The organism is Bradyrhizobium sp. 27S5 (assembly GCF_037217225.1).
Classification (GTDB): Bacteria; Pseudomonadota; Alphaproteobacteria; order Rhizobiales; family Xanthobacteraceae; genus Bradyrhizobium; species Bradyrhizobium septentrionale.
This window is the reverse complement of sequence record NZ_CP147714.1, coordinates 151765-169110: the sequence shown is the minus strand read 5'-3', so window position 1 is coordinate 169110 and position 17346 is coordinate 151765. Positions and strand designations below refer to the sequence as shown.

General features: G+C 65.4%; 17 protein-coding genes. 7 read left to right on the top strand and 10 right to left on the bottom strand.

The genetic code is table 11. The features are described 5' to 3' along the window. Positions 1–166 precede the first annotated feature (166 nt). A complete protein-coding gene (locus WDM24_RS44290; RefSeq protein WP_414645664.1) occupies positions 167–1183 on the bottom strand; it encodes a hypothetical protein in 1017 nt (338 codons plus the stop codon). Between the two features lie 86 nt (positions 1184–1269). Here WDM24_RS44290 and WDM24_RS44285 point away from each other — a divergent pair, with 86 nt between their 5' ends. Then, entirely contained in the window at positions 1270–2418 is a 1149-nt protein-coding gene (locus tag WDM24_RS44285; protein WP_414645663.1) for an OmpA family protein, read from the top strand. A gap of 212 nt (positions 2419–2630) precedes the next feature. Here WDM24_RS44285 and WDM24_RS00810 read toward each other — a convergent pair whose 3' ends face one another. Then, the gene (locus WDM24_RS00810) at positions 2631–2996 is read right to left on the bottom strand and encodes a nuclear transport factor 2 family protein (protein WP_338830090.1); all 366 of its coding nucleotides are present in this window, start codon (positions 2994–2996) and stop codon (positions 2631–2633) included. Between the two features lie 95 nt (positions 2997–3091). Here WDM24_RS00810 and WDM24_RS00805 point away from each other — a divergent pair, with 95 nt between their 5' ends. Further along, positions 3092–3679: a TetR/AcrR family transcriptional regulator gene (locus tag WDM24_RS00805; protein ID WP_338830089.1), complete on the top strand. Its 588-nt coding sequence runs from the start codon at positions 3092–3094 to the stop codon at positions 3677–3679. Between the two features lie 170 nt (positions 3680–3849). On the opposite strand, the gene argG is transcribed toward WDM24_RS00805, so the two are convergent. From argG to WDM24_RS00775, 6 genes are all read right to left on the bottom strand, one after another. Continuing rightward, positions 3850–5187: an argininosuccinate synthase gene (argG, locus tag WDM24_RS00800; protein WP_029081244.1), complete on the bottom strand. Its 1338-nt coding sequence runs from the start codon at positions 5185–5187 to the stop codon at positions 3850–3852. Positions 5188–5266: 79 nt separating this feature from the next. Continuing rightward, on the bottom strand, positions 5267–6046 hold the full coding sequence (locus WDM24_RS00795; RefSeq protein WP_338830088.1) for a phosphatase PAP2 family protein: 780 nt from the start codon (positions 6044–6046) through the stop codon (positions 5267–5269). 39 nt (positions 6047–6085) lie between these two features. Beyond that, positions 6086–6571, bottom strand: coding sequence for a hypothetical protein (locus WDM24_RS00790; RefSeq protein ID WP_338830087.1), 486 nt, complete (start codon positions 6569–6571; stop codon positions 6086–6088). Between the two features lie 4 nt (positions 6572–6575). Then, on the bottom strand, positions 6576–7790 hold the full coding sequence (gene rlmN, locus WDM24_RS00785; protein WP_338830086.1) for a 23S rRNA (adenine(2503)-C(2))-methyltransferase RlmN: 1215 nt from the start codon (positions 7788–7790) through the stop codon (positions 6576–6578). 74 nt (positions 7791–7864) lie between these two features. Then, positions 7865–8479 (bottom strand): invasion associated locus B family protein, encoded by a 615-nt coding sequence (locus WDM24_RS00780; RefSeq protein ID WP_338830085.1) that lies wholly within the window; start codon positions 8477–8479, stop codon positions 7865–7867. Positions 8480–8657: 178 nt separating this feature from the next. Further along, positions 8658–9497 carry an SDR family oxidoreductase gene (locus tag WDM24_RS00775; protein WP_338830083.1) on the bottom strand — a complete coding sequence of 280 codons (840 nt, stop codon included), beginning with the start codon at positions 9495–9497 and terminating at the stop codon, positions 8658–8660. A gap of 90 nt (positions 9498–9587) precedes the next feature. Here WDM24_RS00775 and WDM24_RS00770 point away from each other — a divergent pair, with 90 nt between their 5' ends. The 3 genes from WDM24_RS00770 (at position 9588) to WDM24_RS00760 (ending at position 13183) form a co-directional block, all read left to right on the top strand. Then, positions 9588–10568, top strand: coding sequence for an NADPH:quinone oxidoreductase family protein (locus WDM24_RS00770; RefSeq protein ID WP_338830081.1), 981 nt, complete (start codon positions 9588–9590; stop codon positions 10566–10568). A 588-nt stretch (positions 10569–11156) separates the two neighbouring features. After that, positions 11157–11975, top strand: a complete 819-nt coding sequence (locus tag WDM24_RS00765; RefSeq protein WP_338830080.1) for a hypothetical protein — start codon at positions 11157–11159, stop codon at positions 11973–11975. A 35-nt stretch (positions 11976–12010) separates the two neighbouring features. Next, complete coding sequence (locus tag WDM24_RS00760; protein WP_338693751.1) at positions 12011–13183, top strand: TAXI family TRAP transporter solute-binding subunit; 1173 nt, start codon at positions 12011–12013, stop codon at positions 13181–13183. Positions 13184–13338: 155 nt separating this feature from the next. Here the strand turns inward: WDM24_RS00760 and WDM24_RS00755 are convergent, their stop codons facing one another. Further along, a complete protein-coding gene (locus WDM24_RS00755) occupies positions 13339–13728 on the bottom strand; it encodes a YkvA family protein (RefSeq protein WP_338830079.1) in 390 nt (129 codons plus the stop codon). Between the two features lie 91 nt (positions 13729–13819). After that, positions 13820–14125, bottom strand: coding sequence for a 4a-hydroxytetrahydrobiopterin dehydratase (locus WDM24_RS00750; protein ID WP_166213205.1), 306 nt, complete (start codon positions 14123–14125; stop codon positions 13820–13822). Positions 14126–14433: 308 nt separating this feature from the next. Between WDM24_RS00750 and WDM24_RS00745 the strand changes: the two genes are divergently transcribed. Continuing rightward, positions 14434–15840, top strand: coding sequence for a TAXI family TRAP transporter solute-binding subunit (locus tag WDM24_RS00745; protein WP_338830078.1), 1407 nt, complete (start codon positions 14434–14436; stop codon positions 15838–15840). A 247-nt stretch (positions 15841–16087) separates the two neighbouring features. Then, a complete protein-coding gene (locus WDM24_RS00740) occupies positions 16088–17254 on the top strand; it encodes an integrase core domain-containing protein (protein ID WP_224496526.1) in 1167 nt (388 codons plus the stop codon). Positions 17255–17346 lie beyond the last annotated feature (92 nt).

Below are 17346 nucleotides of genomic sequence, written 5' to 3'. Positions count from 1 at the left end.
AGTTCCACATCAGTTGCAACTATGTCCGAGCGTTTCTTCTGAATGCGCAGTGAACAAGCGCGCATGCAACCCGTTATAATGTCGAAATAAACTTCGCCGATGATTCGTGGCTCGCCACAATCCGGCCTAACGGCTGGCCGTTCATCGTCCTGCCGAATTGTTCGGCTCACTGTTTTCTTTCCTGCCCAGAACTTTCCGCCCGGGGACTCCAAGACCATGACAAAGCTTCGTCTCGTGCTGCTTGCCACGACTGCGCTGACGGTGATGCAATTCGCCACCTCAGCGTCGCACGCCCAAACCTCGCCGCTGGTCGTCGCGCAGGCGCAGCCAAAGGAAGAAACCGGTCCGGACGGAAAGCCGAAGCCACGGCCCGCGCCGGGTGCTCCCGCGCATCCGGCACCGCCCGCAGCCGCGCCGCATCCGCAGGCACCACCTCCGGCAGCCGCGCCGCCTGCGCGTCCCGCGCCGCCGCCGGCCGCAGCGCCCGCGAAGCCGCCACCGCCGCCACCGGCTGCTGCTCCGGCACACCCGACGCCGCCACCTCCGCCCGCCGCTGCACCTGCGCGCCCCACTCCGCCTCCGCCGCCCGCGGCAGCTCCCGCTCGCCCCGCACCGCCCGCCGCGCCCGCCCGGCCGGAGCCGCCCGCGGCTGCACCGGCGAAGCCGACCCCGCCGCCGCCGGCCGCAGCTCCCGCGCGTCCGACACCGCCGCCTGCCCCAGCACCGCAACGTCCGGCGACGCCTCCGCCGCCTCCACCCCCGGCTGCGCATACGCCGCCAACGCCTGCACCGGGCGCAGCTCCCGCAGCACGCCCCGCGACGCCGCCGCCTCCCGCAGCAGCAACGCCCGCCCCCGCAACGCCGGGAGCTCCGACAACGGCGCCCGCCGAACGCCGGCCTGGCGATCGTCCGGGTGGTGAACGTCCTGGTGGTGAACGTCCTGGCGGCGCCAAGCAACCGCCGGGCACGCCGCCCGCCGCGACATCTCCGGCAACGCCCGCGCCTTCAGCGACGACACCTCCCGCAGCGGGACAGCCGCCGGCACGACCGGGCACACCGCCCGCCGCAACACCCGGTGCGACCCCGACGCCGGGTCAGCAGGGACGTCCGGCCACATCGCCCGGAACGCCGGCGACCCCAGGCGCCGCAATGGGCGCACCTGGAGCAGCACCTGGAGCAGCACCTGGCGTAGCCCCGGCGCCGGGACGCCCGGGCACTCCGCCGGCCGCTGGTGCTGCGCCCGCAGTGCCGCCCGCCGCGGGAGCCGCGATGGGCGCACCATCGGCGCGTCCAGCCGGCCCCTCGGCGCCGGGTGTCGTCCCCGGCTCGGCAGCCGCAACGCCGCCGCCCGGCCAATCGCAATACGCCCCGCCGACGGTTTCCTCGGCGTTTCGGGCCGCGCCAACGGTTTCAGCACCGCTGCCGCCGGCGCCGCGGCATGACAATCTGAGGCCGCTCGCGATCGGCGCCGCGGTCGGTGCCGGCGTGGTGGCCGGCGCCGTCATCGGCGCGACCATCGCCGACCTGCACAACCAGCGCCAGGAGGTCGTCGAAGGCGGCCGCACCATCTACACCGAGCCGGACCGCATCATCATCCGCGATCCGGGCGGACAGGCCTATGTCCGCGGCGACGATAATTATCGCTTCCGCTATGGCGCCCGCGACATCCGCACCGAGACGATCGGCGGCGAGACCCGCACCGTCGTGATCCGTCCTGACGGCAGCGAGATCATCACCGTGGTCGGTCCCGACGGGCAGATGCTGCGCCGGATCCGCAGGGATCAGGGTGGCCGCGAGCTCGTCATCATCGACAACTCCTATCGCGATCCGGCCGCGGTCGGCGGCTTCTATGTCGACCTGCCACCACCGGTGGTCCGGATCCCCTATGATCGCTACATCGTCGAGTCCGACAGCGCGGCGCCTGATGTGATCTACGACACCATGGAGGCCCCGCCGGTTGACCGGATCGCGCGGCGCTATTCGCTCGACGAAATCCGCTACAGCCCGAACGTGCGCATGTTGATGCCGTCGATCGACGTCAACAGCATCAACTTCGACTTAGGGTCCTGGCAGATTCCCCCGGATCAGGCGGCGAAGCTGCAGGCGATCGCCGACGGCCTCAACCGTGCCATCCAGCGCAATCCGCGCGAGGTGTTCCTGATCGAGGGCCATACCGACGCGACCGGCAACGACACCGACAATCTGTCGCTGTCCGACCGCCGTGCGCAATCCGCGGCCGAGCTGTTGACGCAGCAGTTCGGCGTGCCGGCCGAGAACCTGACCTCGCAGGGCTATGGCTCGCAATATCTGAAGGAGCAGACCGACGGACCGAGCCGCATCAACCGGCGCGTCACCGTCCGCCGCATCACCCCGCTGCTCAACGGCGGCACCGCCTCCGCCGCACCGCCGCCGCGCTGAGCGGGCGACATCACGATACGAAATGGCCGGGAGCGATCCCGGCCATTCTTGTTCTTCTCCTTCCCCCTGAAAGGGGGAAGGTCGGGATGGGGGTCAGCCGCAGGCGACGCTGTATCTGCGGAGAGAACGGATCCCCACCCGCTTTGCTCTAACGAGCAAAGCGACCTCCCCTTTTCAAGGGGAGGTCGAAGCGCTTCCATGACGTCGTGACTTCACCGCGCCATCTGCTGCGGATCGTAGAAGAAGCGCTCCTCGGCCAGCTCCTCGCCGCGCCAGGTCTGCCACGCGACCTCTTCCATGCTGCGGACCTTGCCGTCCTTGCCGGTGAACTCGAACCGCCAGCAGATCGCCGAATGATCCCCGTTGACGAGCAGCGGCCCAAGCCGCGTGGTCTTCACGCCGGCAACCGCGACCAGCACCGCCGCCTCGCGCGCCGCCAGCGCCTCGCGGCCGACGCGCCATTCGCCGTCGTTCTCCTGGGTGCGGGCGTCAGTCGCGTAGAAATTCCTGATCGCGCCAACATGGTCGTTGGACTCGACCGTGTCAGCGAAGGCTTGCAGCGTCTTGAGCGAAGGCATGTGCCATCTCCATTTACCGACTGATAGTCGGTATTTATCGACCAACAGTCGGTAAGTCAATTGGCTTGGACCTGGAACTGGGCTAGACAGGCGCCATGGCAACCCAGGCCGAGCGGCGCGAAAAGACCAGAGCCGCCATCATCAAGGCGGCGCGGCGCATTTTTGGCGAGCGCGGCTTTGCGGCTGCGACGATGGACGACATCGCCACTGGAGCGCGCGTCGCCAAGGGCGCGGTCTATCATCACTTCGCGACCAAGGAGGCGGTGTTCGAGGCGGTGTTCGAGCAGGTCTCGCTCGACCTCGTCTCCGATCTCGACCGCATCTCGCGCGCCGAGAACGACCCGCTCGCGGCGATGGCGGCAGGAACGCAGGGTTATTTCGCGGCGTGCTCGAAGGGCCCGACGGGCCAGATCATTTTGCGCGACGGCCCGGCCGTGCTCGGCTGGGAACGCTGGCGCGAGATCGACGCCAAGCATTTCGGCGGCAAATTTCCGCGCGCACTGGCGGCTGCGATGGACGCCGGCGTGATCGCCAGGCAGCCGATCGAGCCCCTGGCGCGGCTATTGCTCGGCGCGGTGACGGAAGCCGCGGTTGCGGTTTCAGCGGGTCCCGACATCGGCAAGACCGGCACGGATTACGCGCGCGCGTTTCGCTCGCTGCTCGATGCGCTCAGGGTGAAGTAGGCCAACGTCTCTCCCCCTCGTCGTCCCGGCGAAGGCCGGGACCCATAACCACAGTATCGCGTTGTTGACGCGAGCTGCGGCCCCAGCGTGGCACAACAGTTGACGGTCGTGGTTATGGGTCCCGGGTCAAGCCCGGGACGACACTGAATTTGTGTCTACCGCTCGCGACCTCAGTCCTTGTCGTTCTCGAGCTGGAAAATCTGCGAGCCTTCGCCGCTCGAGAGCAGGCCGGTCTTGTTGTAGAGGCCGAGCTTGGCGCGGGTGTCGGCGATGTCGAGGTTGCGCATCGTCAGCTGGCCGATGCGGTCGGCCGGCGTGAAGGCGGCGTCCTCGACCTTCTCCATGCTGAGCCGCTCCGGCGCATAGGTCAGGTTCGGGCTCTCGGTGTTGAGGATCGAGTAGTCGTTGCCGCGGCGCAGCTCGAGCGTCACCTCGCCGGTGACGGCGCGCGCCACCCAGCGCTGCGCGGTCTCGCGCAGCATCAAGGCCTGCGAATCGAACCAGCGGCCCTGATACAGCAGGCGGCCGAGCCGCATGCCGCTGATGCGGTACTGCTCGATCGTATCCTCGTTGTGAATGCCGGTGACCAGCCGCTCGTAGGCGATGTGCAGCAGCGCCATGCCGGGCGCCTCGTAGATGCCGCGGCTCTTGGCCTCGATGATCCGGTTCTCGATCTGGTCGCTCATGCCGAGGCCATGGCGGCCGCCGATCACGTTGGCCTCGAGGAACAGCGCGACCGGATCGGCGAACGTCTTGCCGTTCAGCGCGACCGGCTGGCCCTCCTCGAAGCGCACCACGACCTTCTCAGGCTTGACGTCGCAGTCGGCGCGCCAGAACGGCACGCCCATGATCGGGTTGACGATGGTGATGCCGCTCGACAGGCTTTCGAGATCCTTGGCCTCATGCGTGGCGCCGAGCAGATTGCTGTCGGTCGAATAGGCCTTCTCCGCGCTCATCTTGTAGGCAAAGCCTTGCGCGGTCATGAACGCCGACATTTCGGCGCGGCCGCCGAGCTCGTCGATGAACTGCTGGTCGAGCCAGGGCTTGTAGATCCGCAACGACGGATTGGTCAGCAGGCCGTAGCGGTAGAAGCGCTCGATGTCGTTGCCCTTGAAGGTCGAGCCGTCGCCCCAGATGTTGACGCCGTCCTCCTGCATCGCCGCGACCAGCATCGTGCCGGTGACGGCGCGGCCGAGCGGGGTGGTGTTGAAATAGGTGATGCCGCCGGTCGAGATGTGGAACGCGCCGGACTGGATCGCGGCGATGCCTTCATGAACCAGCTGGGTGCGGCAATCGACCAGGCGGGCCTTCTCGGCGCCGAAATCCATCGCCTTGCGCGGGATCGCGTCGTAATCGGCCTCATCAGGCTGGCCGAGATTGGCGGTATAGGCGAAGACCTTGGCGCCCTTCAGCTTCATCCAGAGCAGCGCCGCTGACGTGTCGAGCCCGCCCGAGAACGCGATGCCGACTTTCTCGCCGGTGGGCAGGCTTTTCAGAATCGTGCTCATGGAACGGTCCAATCGGTCGAAAATGGGTGGTGTTTGGGAGGCCGAATATCAAATTTCGGAAGGCGGGGCACGCCTTTAATCAGGCCTCACGCTCGCTGGGCTCTGCCTTGCCCCGGCGCCAGCGCTGCACCCACCGGTAGCCGGGCATCGCGAGCCGGGTCAGCGCCGCATCGACCGCCTCGTCGGTCAGCCGGGTCGAGGCCCAGCGGTAGATCAGGGCATAGAACAGCCAGACCACCAGAAAGGACACCAGGCCCGCGATCGCGACGTCGGTGAAAAAGTGCCCGCCAAAGGCCATTCGCAAGCCACTGGTGACGATGCCGAACACGGTGGCGCCGGCAAAGGCCAGCGGCCGCCAGGCGGGCGGCGTCAGCGCCGCCGGGGCATAGGTCCAGAACGCGGTGGCGCCCTCGCCGGAGAAGAACGAGCAGTTGCGCGGGCAGCCGCCGCGCGGGTCCCACCACGGCACGAATGGCAGGTCGCCGCCGAACTGCGTCACGAACACCGGCCGGGGCCGGCCCCAATAGTTCTTGAAGGTGAGATTGGTGAGGACGCCGGCCGAGAGCAGCATCGTGGTGAGCAGGAACACCGCGGCGCGGCCCGACATCAGCATCGGCCGCTCCGGGCGGATGAATTTCCAGACGATGGTCACGATCGCCGGCAGCACCAGCGCCCAGGCGATCCACATCGCCGCATCGCGCGCGAACGACGCCACCGCATCGAGCTTCAGCGGAAAGGTGTTTTGCGCGGCATCGTAGAACAAGGCCGCCAGCTTCAGGTCGAGCTCGGGATAGATCCCGAACACGAGGCCAATGATGAGCGCCAGCGCCAGCGCGATGACAAGTCCGGTCCGGTTCATGGCGCGCGGTTTAGCCGAGGCTGTGCGGCATGGGAAGCATCACGGCTGCCGCGATTGTGACGGCAATGGCGGGGGCGGCGGCAAGCGACGCGAGGGCTCGCGCCAGGCACCGGCGGTGCGGCCGGCGATCAGCCAGTAGACCAGGCCCGCGACGATGCCGGCGCCGGTCATGATCTCCATGTGCCGGCGCACGATGCCTTGGAATTGCATCGTATCGGGGTCGAACGGAACCAGGCCGAGATAGCAGGCCGCGCCGACAATGGCGCCGCCGACGGCGTAGGCCAGCACGCTCCTGATGTAGAAGGCCTCGGTCAGCAGCACCACGATCAGTGCGGGCAGCAGCGCAAAGCCGGAGATGAAGATGAAGCCGAAGCCGAGCACGATGTTAACAGCGCTCTGGTCGATCTGGCCGCCGAAATCGCTGATCTCGGGATACAGCACCGCGACGACCACGATGATGCCCGCCACGAAGCAGGCCATCAGGAAACCGAAGGCAACGACGAACAGGCGGCCGATCAAGGCCATCTGATTAATCCGTCATCGCCATCGCGCGCAGCGCCTGGCGTTCGCGGGCCGAGAGCTTTTCGGTCTCCGACTTGAGCTGGCCGCAGGCAGCGAGGATGTCGCGGCCGCGCGGCGTGCGCACCGGCGAGGAATAGCCGGCGTTGAAGATGTATTCGGAGAATTTTTCGATCTGCTCCCAGTCCGAGCACTCGTAGGCGGTGCCCGGCCACGGGTTGAACGGAATCAGGTTGATCTTGGCCGGAATGCCCTTGAGCAGCTTCACCAAGAGCTTGGCGTCATCGAGCGAATCGTTGACGCCCTTGAGCATCACATATTCGAAGGTGATGCGCCGCGCATTGGACGCGCCGGGATAGTCGCGGCAGGCCTGCAGCAATTCCTTGATCGGATATTTGCGGTTCAGCGGCACCAGCTCGTTGCGCAGCTCGTCGCGTACCGCGTGCAGCGAGATCGCGAGCATCACGCCGATCTCGTCGCCGGTGCGCTTGATATTCGGCACCACGCCCGAGGTCGACAGCGTGATGCGGCGGCGGGAAATGCCGATGCCTTCATTGTCGCCGACGATCAAAAGCGCATCGCGCACCGCATCGAAATTGTAGAGCGGCTCGCCCATCCCCATCATCACGATGTTGGTGACGCGGCGCGTGCCGTCCTCGCGGTCGGCCCAGTCGTTGAGGCGGTCGCGCGCCACCATCACCTGGCCGACGATCTCGCCGGCGGTGAGGTTGCGCACCAGCCGCTGCGTGCCGGTGTGGCAGAACGAGCAGTTCAGCGTGCAGCCGACCTGCGAGGAAACGCACAGCGTGCCGCGATCGGTCTCGGGGATGTAGACGCACTCGACCTCGTGCGGCCGCTCGAGCTTGTCGCCGCTCGGCAGCCGCAGCAGCCATTTGCGGGTGCCGTCGTTGGAGATCTGCTCGGCGACCACCTCGGGACGATCGACGGTAAAATGCTTCTCGAGCTCGGCACGCATGTCCTTCGAGACGTTGGTCATCTCGGCAAAGTTCTTGGCGCCGCGGAAATACATCCAGTTCCAGAGCTGCTGGGTGCGCATCTTGCGCTGCGACGGCGAAACCCCGATCTCGCCCAGGCGATCGGTGATCTCGGCGCGCGACAGCCCGATCAGCGAAGGCTTCGCCGGCGGCACATAGGTCTCGAGCGGAACCTTTTCGAGCGGCGCATTGGCGCCGGGCACAGCATTGGTGGACTGGATGTCGGTCATGAAACCTCAAATAGGCCTTCCAGCCGGTGCTGGAAAGCCACCAAATACCTCGAATTTGCCTTTCTGAGCCGGTCTTAGCGCCGGCAATCCTGCCCCAGCCGGTCAAGCGCCTGCGCCAGGCCCTTCAGTGCGAAGGTATCGATCGTCTCGGTACCCTTCGCCGAGACGGCTTTTACCGTCACCTCGGCCGATTTGCGCATGGCTTCCACCATCCGCTCCTCCTCGGCCGCATTCTTGATCCAGAGGCCGTCGCCCTGCGTGTACATCGCATAAGTCCCGCCGCCGACCTGGAGCGTCGATTCGGAGCCCGGCTTCACGGTGTAGCCGATCATGACCGAGACTTCGTTGACGACCTTCTCGGCCGGACGGGTCGAGATGAAGGCATAGGCTGGATCGCGCGGACGGTTCGGCGGGTTGGTCTTCGACGACGACGGCTTGGCGAGCGCAAAGCACACCTTCTTGCCGTTCGGCGACGCCGTGTAGGCGCCCCATGTGCCGAACTGGCCGATCAACGTCGGCTCGGCACCACCGGCCGCAGCCGCGGCGGGCGACGGCGCCGGCTTGGCTGCGTCCTTGGCCGTATCCTTGGCCGCATCCTTTTTGGGCGCTGCCTGCGCCGGCGCAAGCGAGATGATCCCGCACACCAGGCTACAGGCAACCAATGATGTCAGTATTTGCCGCACGGCCAACTGGTTCCCTCATCATTGTGACTGGAAGATGGCCCGGCGATTCCCCTCCGCCGGCTCGGATGGATAACCGGGAAACGCCTTTTTGGGAAGGCAGTTGCGCCTGCATGCGCGCGCCAGCCGCAGCCGCATCGCGCGTCCATCCTTTTCTTAGCGCTTGCTCGGTGCTTGTCGTCGATCGTCAGCCCTTGGCGCGTGCCGCTCGCTGCTTCTCCCACTGCGCGTCGGTCCATTGCAGCAGGTCCTCGGCACCGGAACTGCGCAGGTGCGCGCCGCCGTCCTGCACCACCATCTCGCCATTGATGTAGCCGGCCTGGTCGGAGATCAGGAAGCTCGCGAGATTGGCCAGTTCGGAATGCTCGCCGGCGCGGCCGAGCGGATTGCGATGCGCCCAGCTCTCGCCGCGCCCTTCGGGACGCAATTGCCCGGTCGCGCCAGCCGTCGGAAACGCGCCGGGCGCGATCGCGACGGTGCGAATGCCCTTCGGTCCCCATTCCACCGCAAGGCTCCTGGTCATCGCCAGCACCGCGGTCTTGGCCATCGAGGACGGCACGGTGAAGGCGCGGCCGGTGATGGTCGAGGTAGAGAGGATCGAGAGCACCACGCCCTTGTGCCGGCCTTCGATCCAGCGGCGGCCGGCGGCGAGCGTGCAATACAGCGTGCCGTGCAATGTCGGACCGAGGATCGCGTCCGCTGCACGGAATGACAAATGTTCGCTCTGCGCAATAAAGGTTGCGGCAGCGTTGTTGACGAGAACGTCGATCGGCGCGTCCTGCCACACCTGATCCATCATCGCTTCCACCGCAGCGCCGTCGCGGATATCGCAGCGCGCGGTGGAGACCTTCACGCCGAGCTCACTGCGGAATCTGGCTGCGGTTTCCTCCAGCAGGCCCTCGCGGCGTCCGCAGATGATCAATTCGGCGCCGAGTTCGGCAAAGCGGCGGCCCATCGCCGCGCCCAGGCCGGAGCCGCCGCCCGTGATCAGGATGCGCTTTTTCGCTAGCAGGCCTTTTTCAAACATAGTTTGATCCCTCCGCTTTGTATTGTCGCTCCGCCGCAAATCCGGCATGAAGCTTTCAGGTCTTTTTGCGTCCGAAACTCAGGTGTGTCCATGAAAGCCATCCTCTGCTCGCAATACTGTCAACCCGACGATCTCGTGCTGGCTGACGTGCCCGATCCGGTGGCCGGTCCGGGCGAAGCCGTGATCGCGATCAAGGCGGCGGCGCTGAATTTCTTCGACATCCTGATGATCCAGGGCAAGTACCAGATCAAGCCGCCGTTCCCGTTCTCGCCGGCCGCCGAAGTTGCCGGCGTGATCGAGAGCATCGGTGCCGGCGTCACTGATCTCAAGGTCGGCGACCGCGTCGTCGCGTCGTGCGGCCACAATGGCGCGCGCGACAAGATCGCGCTGCCGGCGAATTCGATCGTGAAGATTCCCGACAGTCTCGATTACGATCGCGCCGCCGGCATCATCATCATCTACGGCACCGCGCTGCATGCGCTGGAAGATCGCGCGAGCCCGAAGCCGGGCGAGACGCTCGCGGTGCTCGGCGCCGCCGGCGGCACCGGACTTGCCGCGTGCGAGCTCGGCAAACTGATGGGCCTCAAGGTGATTGCCTGCGCCTCGTCGGACGAGAAGCTTGCATTCGCCAAGCAGCACGGCGCCGAGCTGACGCTGAACTACGCCAAGGAAGATCTCAAAGAGGGCCTGCGCAAGCTGACCGACGGCAAGGGCGCCGACATCGTGTTCGATCCGGTCGGCGGCGCCTATGCCGAGGCCGCGCTGCGCTCGACCGCATGGGAAGGCCGCTTCCTGGTGATCGGCTTTGCCGCCGGCGACATTCCGAAGATCCCGCTCAACCTCGCCCTGCTGAAGGGTTGCGACATCCGCGGCGTGTTCTGGGGCGCCTGGGCGCGGCTCAATCCGGAGAAGAACCGGAAGAACCTCGAAAAGCTCGTGCAGTGGACCGCGGAAGGCAAGATCTCGTCGCATGTCGACCGCACCTTCCCGCTGTCGCAGACCGCAGAAGCGCTAAAGGTGCTTGCCGGCCGCAAGGCGATGGGCAAGGTGATCCTGCATCCGGGAAGTTGAGGGCCGACGACCGCGCGCTCCTTATCATCACCGTCATGCTGAGGAGCGCGCATCGCGCGCGTCTCGAAGCACGACGGCCCCGGACCGGGCCGTGCATCCTTCGAGGCTCGCAAGCGCTCGCACCTCCAGCGACAACGGCTTAGCCGTTGCGCAGGGATGACGGATCGAGAGCAGTAGCCCAGATGCTCCTACCTCCCCTTGAAAGGGGAGGTCGCTTTGTTCGTCAGAGCAAAGCGGGTGGGGATCTGCTCTCTCCGCGTGCAGCGTCGCCTGCGGCTGACCCCCATCCCGACCTTCCCCCTTTCAGGGGGAAGGAGAAGAGAGAGCTCACTCCTCCTCTGCTGGCACCCCGCGCTTCAGCGCGGGGCGCGCAATCGTGAGCAAACCCTGTGAACTTTCTCCGAATTTGCGCACGCTGCCGCAATCAAACCCAAATTTCTCCCGATTCGAAGCGACCAAGGTCGCTTTTTGGGCCCAATCGCAAGGCGATTAAGAGTCCGTAACGGGCGCTCAGGGACCCCAACAAGAACAACAACCAGACACCAGAGATGCCCGATTGTTGCGTCATAGTATCGGGGAAGCATCATCATGGTGGGGAAGCCAACACACGTTCACGGCAGCGATCCGCCACGCGACGCGATCAACGCTGGTATCAACGATCCTGAATTTGCACCTTATCGCTACCGGCGACCACATCGGGCAGCCATCGACATCGGCACGGACGAACCCGCCCCGCTGTTTCTTTCAAGCCCAATCGACGACGCGGACTGGCACGGGCGCACCACGATTCCACGTTCGCGCCTCCGCACCGGCCTGCTGACAATTTCGGCCGTCGCACTTGTCGCGGCTGCGGTGGTCGGGCTGTGGTCCATCGGCAGCGTGCGCGACGCGGTCGTGAGTGCCAAGGCCGCGCTGGTCGGCGTCTCGCCGATCGAGGCCCGCGCGGAAATCGCTGAAGCGGTTCGCGCCGCGGCCACCGAGGTGTCGCCCGCCACTGCAAGCCCGCCGTCACGCGCGCAGATCGCCGCCGCCTATCAGGAAGCGATCAAGAGCGACGTCGTTGCGCGCGAAACGCCTGTGGCTGCACCGATCGAGCCACCACCACCGGCGGCGCCACCGGCAAGACGCCTCGATCCGGATGACGTCGCAGGCCTCCTGAAGCGGGCCAACAGCCTGCTTGCGATCGGCGACATCGTATCGGCACGGCTGCTGCTCGAGCGGGCCGCGGATGCGCAGGACGCGGATGCGGCGCTGTTGCTGGCGCGCACCTACGATCCCGACGTGCTGGGGACCTTGGACAAACGGAGCATCACGCCCGATCCGGACGCAGCGCGCTTCTGGTATCGCAAGGCCGCCGAACTCGGCTCGCAGCCCGCACAGCAACGACTCGCGCAATTGCAGAACTAGGCTCATCTCAGAATCAAGCTTATCTCGAGGGACATATGCGACGCTTGTTTGGATTGGTCGTATTCACAACGATGATGATTTGCGGCCCAGCGGCGCGGGCCGAGCAGACCGAATTCGACCCGGCCAAGGTCAGCGACAGCCTGAAGGCGATCTTTCAGTACGGCTCGGTGAGCACCAAGCAGGCCCTCAACGCCAACACGGTCACGCTGATCTCGGGCACGATCGGCGGCACCTATGTTCAGTTCGGCGCCGATCTCGCCTCCGTGCTCGACGACGGCAACAAGTTGCGCATCCTGCCGATCGTCGGGCGCGGCTCGGTGCAGAGCGTCGCCGACATCCTGTTTCTGCAGGGTGTCGATCTCGGCATCGTTCGGTCTGACACGCTCGAATATCTCGAGCGGAAGGGCATCGCGAAAGATATCAAGAAACAATTCACCTACGTGACCAAGCTCTATAACGAAGAGATGCATGTGATCGCGTCGAAATCGATCCGCAATCTCAGAGACCTCGAGGGCAAGACCGTCAGCGTCGACCTTCCCAATGGCGGCACCTTCGTGACCGCGCTGACCGTGTTCGAGCGGCTCGGAATGAAGCCGAAGGTCGTCTATGTCGAGCAGCGCATCGCGCTGGAGAAATTGAAGGCCGGCGAAATCGACGCCGTGATCGTGTGTGGCGGCAAGCCTTACAAGTCCGTGAGCGGCTTCAAGGACGATCGGTTCCACCTGGTGACGGTCAACTACGAGAAGCCGTTGCAGGGCGACTATCTGCCCGCGAGCCTGTCGGCCAAGGACTATCCCAACCTGATTTCGGGCGAGGATCGCGTCGACACGATCGCCGTTCCTGCCGTGCTTGCGGCCTACAACTGGGCGCCGAACACCGAGCGCTACCACAAGCTGGCTAATTTCGTGGATGCGTTCTTCACCAAATTTCCGACATTCCAGAATCCGCCGTTCCATCCGAAGTGGCGGGAGGTCTCGCTGTCGGCACCGCTGCCGGGTTGGCAACGCCTGCCGGTGGCCCAGCAATGGCTCGACCGCCATGGCGTCGAAGCCGTCTCGCGCAGCCGTTTCGATGAATTCCTGAAGCAGAGCCCGGCGGCCGCACGTCTGCAGAGCGACGCCGACAAGGAGGCGCTGTTCAAGCAGTTCCAGGCGTGGGACGCAGAAAAAAACACGCGTTCCCAACTGCGCGCCGGCGAGAAACGGTAGCCTCCCGGGACCCGTTCAAAAGGGGAGGTCGCTTTGCTCGCAGAGCAAAGCGGGTGGGGATCTGCTCTCTCCGCAGATACAGCGTCGCCTGCGGCTGACCCCCATCCCGACCTTCCCCCTTTCAGGGGGAAGGAGAAGAGAGAGCGAAAGTCGCACTACGCCTGCGGCGCTCCCTCGTCCGGCACCCCGCGCTTCAGCGCGGCACGCGCGGCTTCGCGATGCTCCGGCATGATGTGGCTTGCCACCAGGCGCAGCGCGGTTGCGAGCACCGCGGCGTCATCGGTGAAGCCGAGGATCGGCAGCATGTCCGGCACGAAATCGAACGGCAGAATGAAATAGGCGATTGCGCCAAGCAGCGCCGCCTGCACATGGCGCGGCGTCTGCCGGTCGAAGGCGCAGTAATAGGCGGCCAGCAGGTCCTCGGCGAAGGGCAGGTTCGCCACCACCTTCTTGAACTTGATCCAGAAGCTGCGGCGCACGCTTTCCGGGTCCTGGGCCAGCCGGTCGGCAGGCCCAAATCCCACACCGTGTTCGCTCGATGTCATCGATGGGTTCCTCGACGTCGCGACAGTTTCGCGGCGGACACTTCGAATCTGGGGATGTCGGCCAACCGGCGCAAGATTGCGACCGGCTGGGTCAATTGACCCCAAGCTGCCGTGCGATTGCGTTCATGGCCTTGGCGAGGTCGATGTCGCGCTTGGTCACCCCGCCGACATCGTGGGTCGCCAGCACGACCTCGACGGTCTTGTAGACGTTCTTCCATTCAGGGTGATGGTCGTTCTTCTCGGCGACCAAAGCGGCGCGGGCCATGAAGCCGAAGGCCTCGTTGAAGTCCTTGAAGACGAAGGTCTTTGCGATCGCCTCCCGCCCGGCCAGCTCCGACCAGCCGGCCAGCTCCCAAAGGGCGGCCTTCCTTGCTTCCGCTGACAGCCGTTCGACCATGGCAATCCTCCCGTTTGACGCCGACCTTAGCCTAGAGCCTATTCCGTTCCGATTGAATCGGAACGCGGCTCTAGATTCTTGTTTTGACGCGTTTTCTTCACGCGAACCGGTGTCCACTTCGCTGGAAAACGCTCTGACAACCGGCCTCCGGGCGGGATCCAAGCCGAAAATAAGGCCAAAATCGCGTCCTATCGCCGCTGGTAACCATGAAGCAGATGTAACATCTGTATCTTGAGGAATTTGCTATAAATCTGGGATGTATGCGCGTTGGTAGTTTGCGAGATTGAGCCCCGACGATTGCGAGATCGATGACAGACGGCCCCGCCAGCATATCGCCCAAGCCGCTGCGTTCGGCAAAGCGGCGGCTGATGTTCGTCTTGATCGCAGGCGCGCTCGCCATCGTCGGCGCGCTGACCGCAGGTTATTATTTCGCGGTGCGCCCGGTGACGCTGCGGATCGCGGTCGGTCCCGCCAACAGCGATGACCTCAAGGTGGTTCAGGCGCTGGCGCAGGCCTTCAACAACCAGCAGCACACCCAGGTCAAGCTAAGACCGGTGCAGACCGACGGCGCCACCGCCAGCGCGCAGACGCTGGCCGACGGCAAGGCCGACCTCGCCATCATCCGCGGCGATCTCGAGGTGCCGAAGAATGCGCAGGCGGTTGCGGTGCTGCGCAAGAATGTCGTCGTGATGTGGGCCCCGCCGGCGGCAAAGGGCAAGGGCCGCAAGGCCGCGAAGATCACCAAGATCACGCAACTCGCCGGCCGCAAGATCGGCGTCGTCGGCCGCACCCCGGCCAATGTCAATCTGCTGAAGCTGATCCTGCAGCAGTATGGCGTCGACCCGATGAAGGTCGAGATCGTCCAGTTCCCGGCCAATGAGGCGGCCGACGCCATCAAGAACCTGAAGGCCGACGCCTATCTCGCCGTCGGTCCGGCCAACAGCAAGATCACGATCGATGCGATCACCGCGTCGATCAAGGACGGCGGCGAGCCGGTCTTCCTGCCGATCGACGCCTCCGAGGCGATCGCCCAGAACCATCCCGCCTACGAGGCCGCGGAAATCCCCGCCGGCTCGCTCGGCTCGGCCGACCGGCCCGACGATGAGGTGAAGACGATCAGCTTCTCGCACCACATCGTCGCGCGAAAGGGCTTGTCGGACTCGACGGTCGCAGCATTCACGCGGCAATTGTTCGCGATCCGGCAGTCGCTCAAGAACGATTTCCCGCTCGCGGCCAAGATCGAGACGCCCGACACCGACAAGGACGCCACCATCCCGGTGCATCCGGGCGCGGCCGCCTTCGTCGACGGCGAGGAGAAGACCTTCCTCGATCGCTACAGCGACTACATCTGGTGGAGCCTGATGGCATTTTCGGCGATGGGCTCGGCCGGCGCGTGGTTCGCCGGCTACCTCAAGCAGGACGAGCGCAACACCAACACCTCGCAGCGCGAGCGCCTGCTGGAGATGCTGAAAGCTGCGCGGCAAAGCGACTCCACCGAAGAGCTCGACCAGCTGCAGGCGGAAGCCGACGATATCCTGCGCCACACGCTGGACTGCTTCGAGCATGGCGCCATCGAGGAAGGCACGCTGACCGCGTTCAACATCGCGCTCGAGCAATTCCACAACGCCGTCGCCGACCGCAAGGCGCTGCTGTTGAGCATGCCGCAGAATCTGCAGCGGACCGCGAGCCAGTTCAGGGCGGCGGGGACGGCGTAGGGCTTACGCGACCTCTACCAATCTCTCCATGAGTTTCCCTTCGCCTCTCCCGCTTGCGGGGGAGGCCGACGCGCTCGGCAGCGCTCTTGCGCGCCGGAGCGCGGCGGGTGGGGGCTCCCTCCGCGATATGATTCGTGGAGGTACAGACCGGATAGATACCCGACAGTTTAGACCGGCATGATTGCCGACAGGTTTCTAGAAGCATCGGCGGGAGGGCCCGACGATGCCGTTCAGAGAGACCAGTCGGATGGAAGAGCGTATCCGGATGCTTATGGAGTACGAGAGCGGGAACTGGAGCGTGTCGGAGTTGTGCCGCCGTCACGGTATCTGCCGCGACACGTTTTACGCATGGCGCCAGCGGAAGCAGAGCGGCGATCCGGAGTGGTTCAGGGACCGTTCGCACGCGCCGCAGCAATGCCGACAAACGACCGATGCGGCGATTGCAGAGAAGGTGATCGCGGCTCGGCAGCGCTTTCCCTATCTGGGACCGCGCAAGCTGCTCGCCCTGCTTGACCGCCAGGCGCCGGAGATCGATTGGCCGGCGGCGTCGACGATTGGGAGCATTCTCAAGCGCGCGGGGCTGATCTCGCCGGTGAAGCGCCGCCGCCGTCCGCTCGACCAGCGGCGTCCCTGCACGCCGGTGCAGGAGCCGAACGACGAGTGGAGCGTGGACTTCAAGGGTTGGTTCCGCACCCGCGACCAGTGCCGGATTGATCCGTTGACGGTGGCTGACAGCCACAGTCGCTTCCTGATCGAACTGCAGATCGTCGCACCGACGACCGAGGGCGTCCGCCCCCGCTTCGAGAGGGCTTTCCGCGAGCATGGCCTGCCGCGGGCAATCCGCTGCGACAATGGTTCGCCGTTCGGCTCGCGCGGCGCCGGCGGTCTCACCACATTGTCGGTCTGGTGGCTGAAGCTCGGCATTACGCCGCACTTCATCCGTCCGGCCTCGCCGCAGGAGAACGGTCGCCATGAGCGCATGCATCGCACCTTGAAGGCGCAAACATCGAGCCCACCGGCAGATAATGCGTCCGAGCAACAGGCCCGCTTTGACGCCTTCCGAGAGCATTACAATAAGGAACGTCCTCACGAAGCGCTGGGCCAACGGCCGCCGGAGGACGCCTATCGAGCATCTCAACGCACCATGCCGGATCGCGAGCAAGACCCCTGGTATGACGCCGATCACCAGGCCCGCCGTGTTCGCGGCAATGGGGAGATTAAATGGAAAGGCAAGTTCGTCTTTATCGGTCAGGCGCTGGTGAACGAACTTGTCGGCATCGCCGAACTCGATACCGGTGACCACGTCGTCCGCTTCTGCGACCTCGACGTCGGTCTCATCGACCGCCGCGGCCTGTTCACCCGGTTCGCTCCGCCTCGTGAGGGGCTGCGCGAACCGGGCGAACAGACCGCTTAACCCAAACTGTCGGGGATCATGCCGGTCCAAAATGTCGGGAATCATGCCGGTTGAACAGGAGAGAGCCCCCACCCCCAACCCTCCCCCGCAAG

Bases quoted from the DNA above. Each gene is read 5' to 3' on its own strand.
- WDM24_RS44285 (WP_414645663.1), top strand. From the start codon at position 1,270: ATGGGCGCACCATCGGCGCGTCCAGCCGGCCCCTCGGCGCCGGGTGTC.
- WDM24_RS00810 (WP_338830090.1), bottom strand. From the start codon at position 2,996: ATGCCTTCGCTCAAGACGCTGCAAGCCTTCGCTGACACGGTCGAGTCC.
- WDM24_RS00805 (WP_338830089.1), top strand. From the start codon at position 3,092: ATGGCAACCCAGGCCGAGCGGCGCGAAAAGACCAGAGCCGCCATCATC.
- argG (WP_029081244.1), bottom strand. From the start codon at position 5,187: ATGAGCACGATTCTGAAAAGCCTGCCCACCGGCGAGAAAGTCGGCATC.
- WDM24_RS00795 (WP_338830088.1), bottom strand. From the start codon at position 6,046: ATGAACCGGACCGGACTTGTCATCGCGCTGGCGCTGGCGCTCATCATT.
- WDM24_RS00790 (WP_338830087.1), bottom strand. From the start codon at position 6,571: ATGGCCTTGATCGGCCGCCTGTTCGTCGTTGCCTTCGGTTTCCTGATG.
- rlmN (WP_338830086.1), bottom strand. From the start codon at position 7,790: ATGACCGACATCCAGTCCACCAATGCTGTGCCCGGCGCCAATGCGCCG.
- WDM24_RS00775 (WP_338830083.1), bottom strand. From the start codon at position 9,497: ATGTTTGAAAAAGGCCTGCTAGCGAAAAAGCGCATCCTGATCACGGGC.
- WDM24_RS00770 (WP_338830081.1), top strand. From the start codon at position 9,588: ATGAAAGCCATCCTCTGCTCGCAATACTGTCAACCCGACGATCTCGTG.
- WDM24_RS00765 (WP_338830080.1), top strand. From the start codon at position 11,157: ATGGTGGGGAAGCCAACACACGTTCACGGCAGCGATCCGCCACGCGAC.
- WDM24_RS00760 (WP_338693751.1), top strand. From the start codon at position 12,011: ATGCGACGCTTGTTTGGATTGGTCGTATTCACAACGATGATGATTTGC.
- WDM24_RS00755 (WP_338830079.1), bottom strand. From the start codon at position 13,728: ATGACATCGAGCGAACACGGTGTGGGATTTGGGCCTGCCGACCGGCTG.
- WDM24_RS00750 (WP_166213205.1), bottom strand. From the start codon at position 14,125: ATGGTCGAACGGCTGTCAGCGGAAGCAAGGAAGGCCGCCCTTTGGGAG.
- WDM24_RS00745 (WP_338830078.1), top strand. From the start codon at position 14,434: ATGACAGACGGCCCCGCCAGCATATCGCCCAAGCCGCTGCGTTCGGCA.
- WDM24_RS00740 (WP_224496526.1), top strand. From the start codon at position 16,088: ATGGAAGAGCGTATCCGGATGCTTATGGAGTACGAGAGCGGGAACTGG.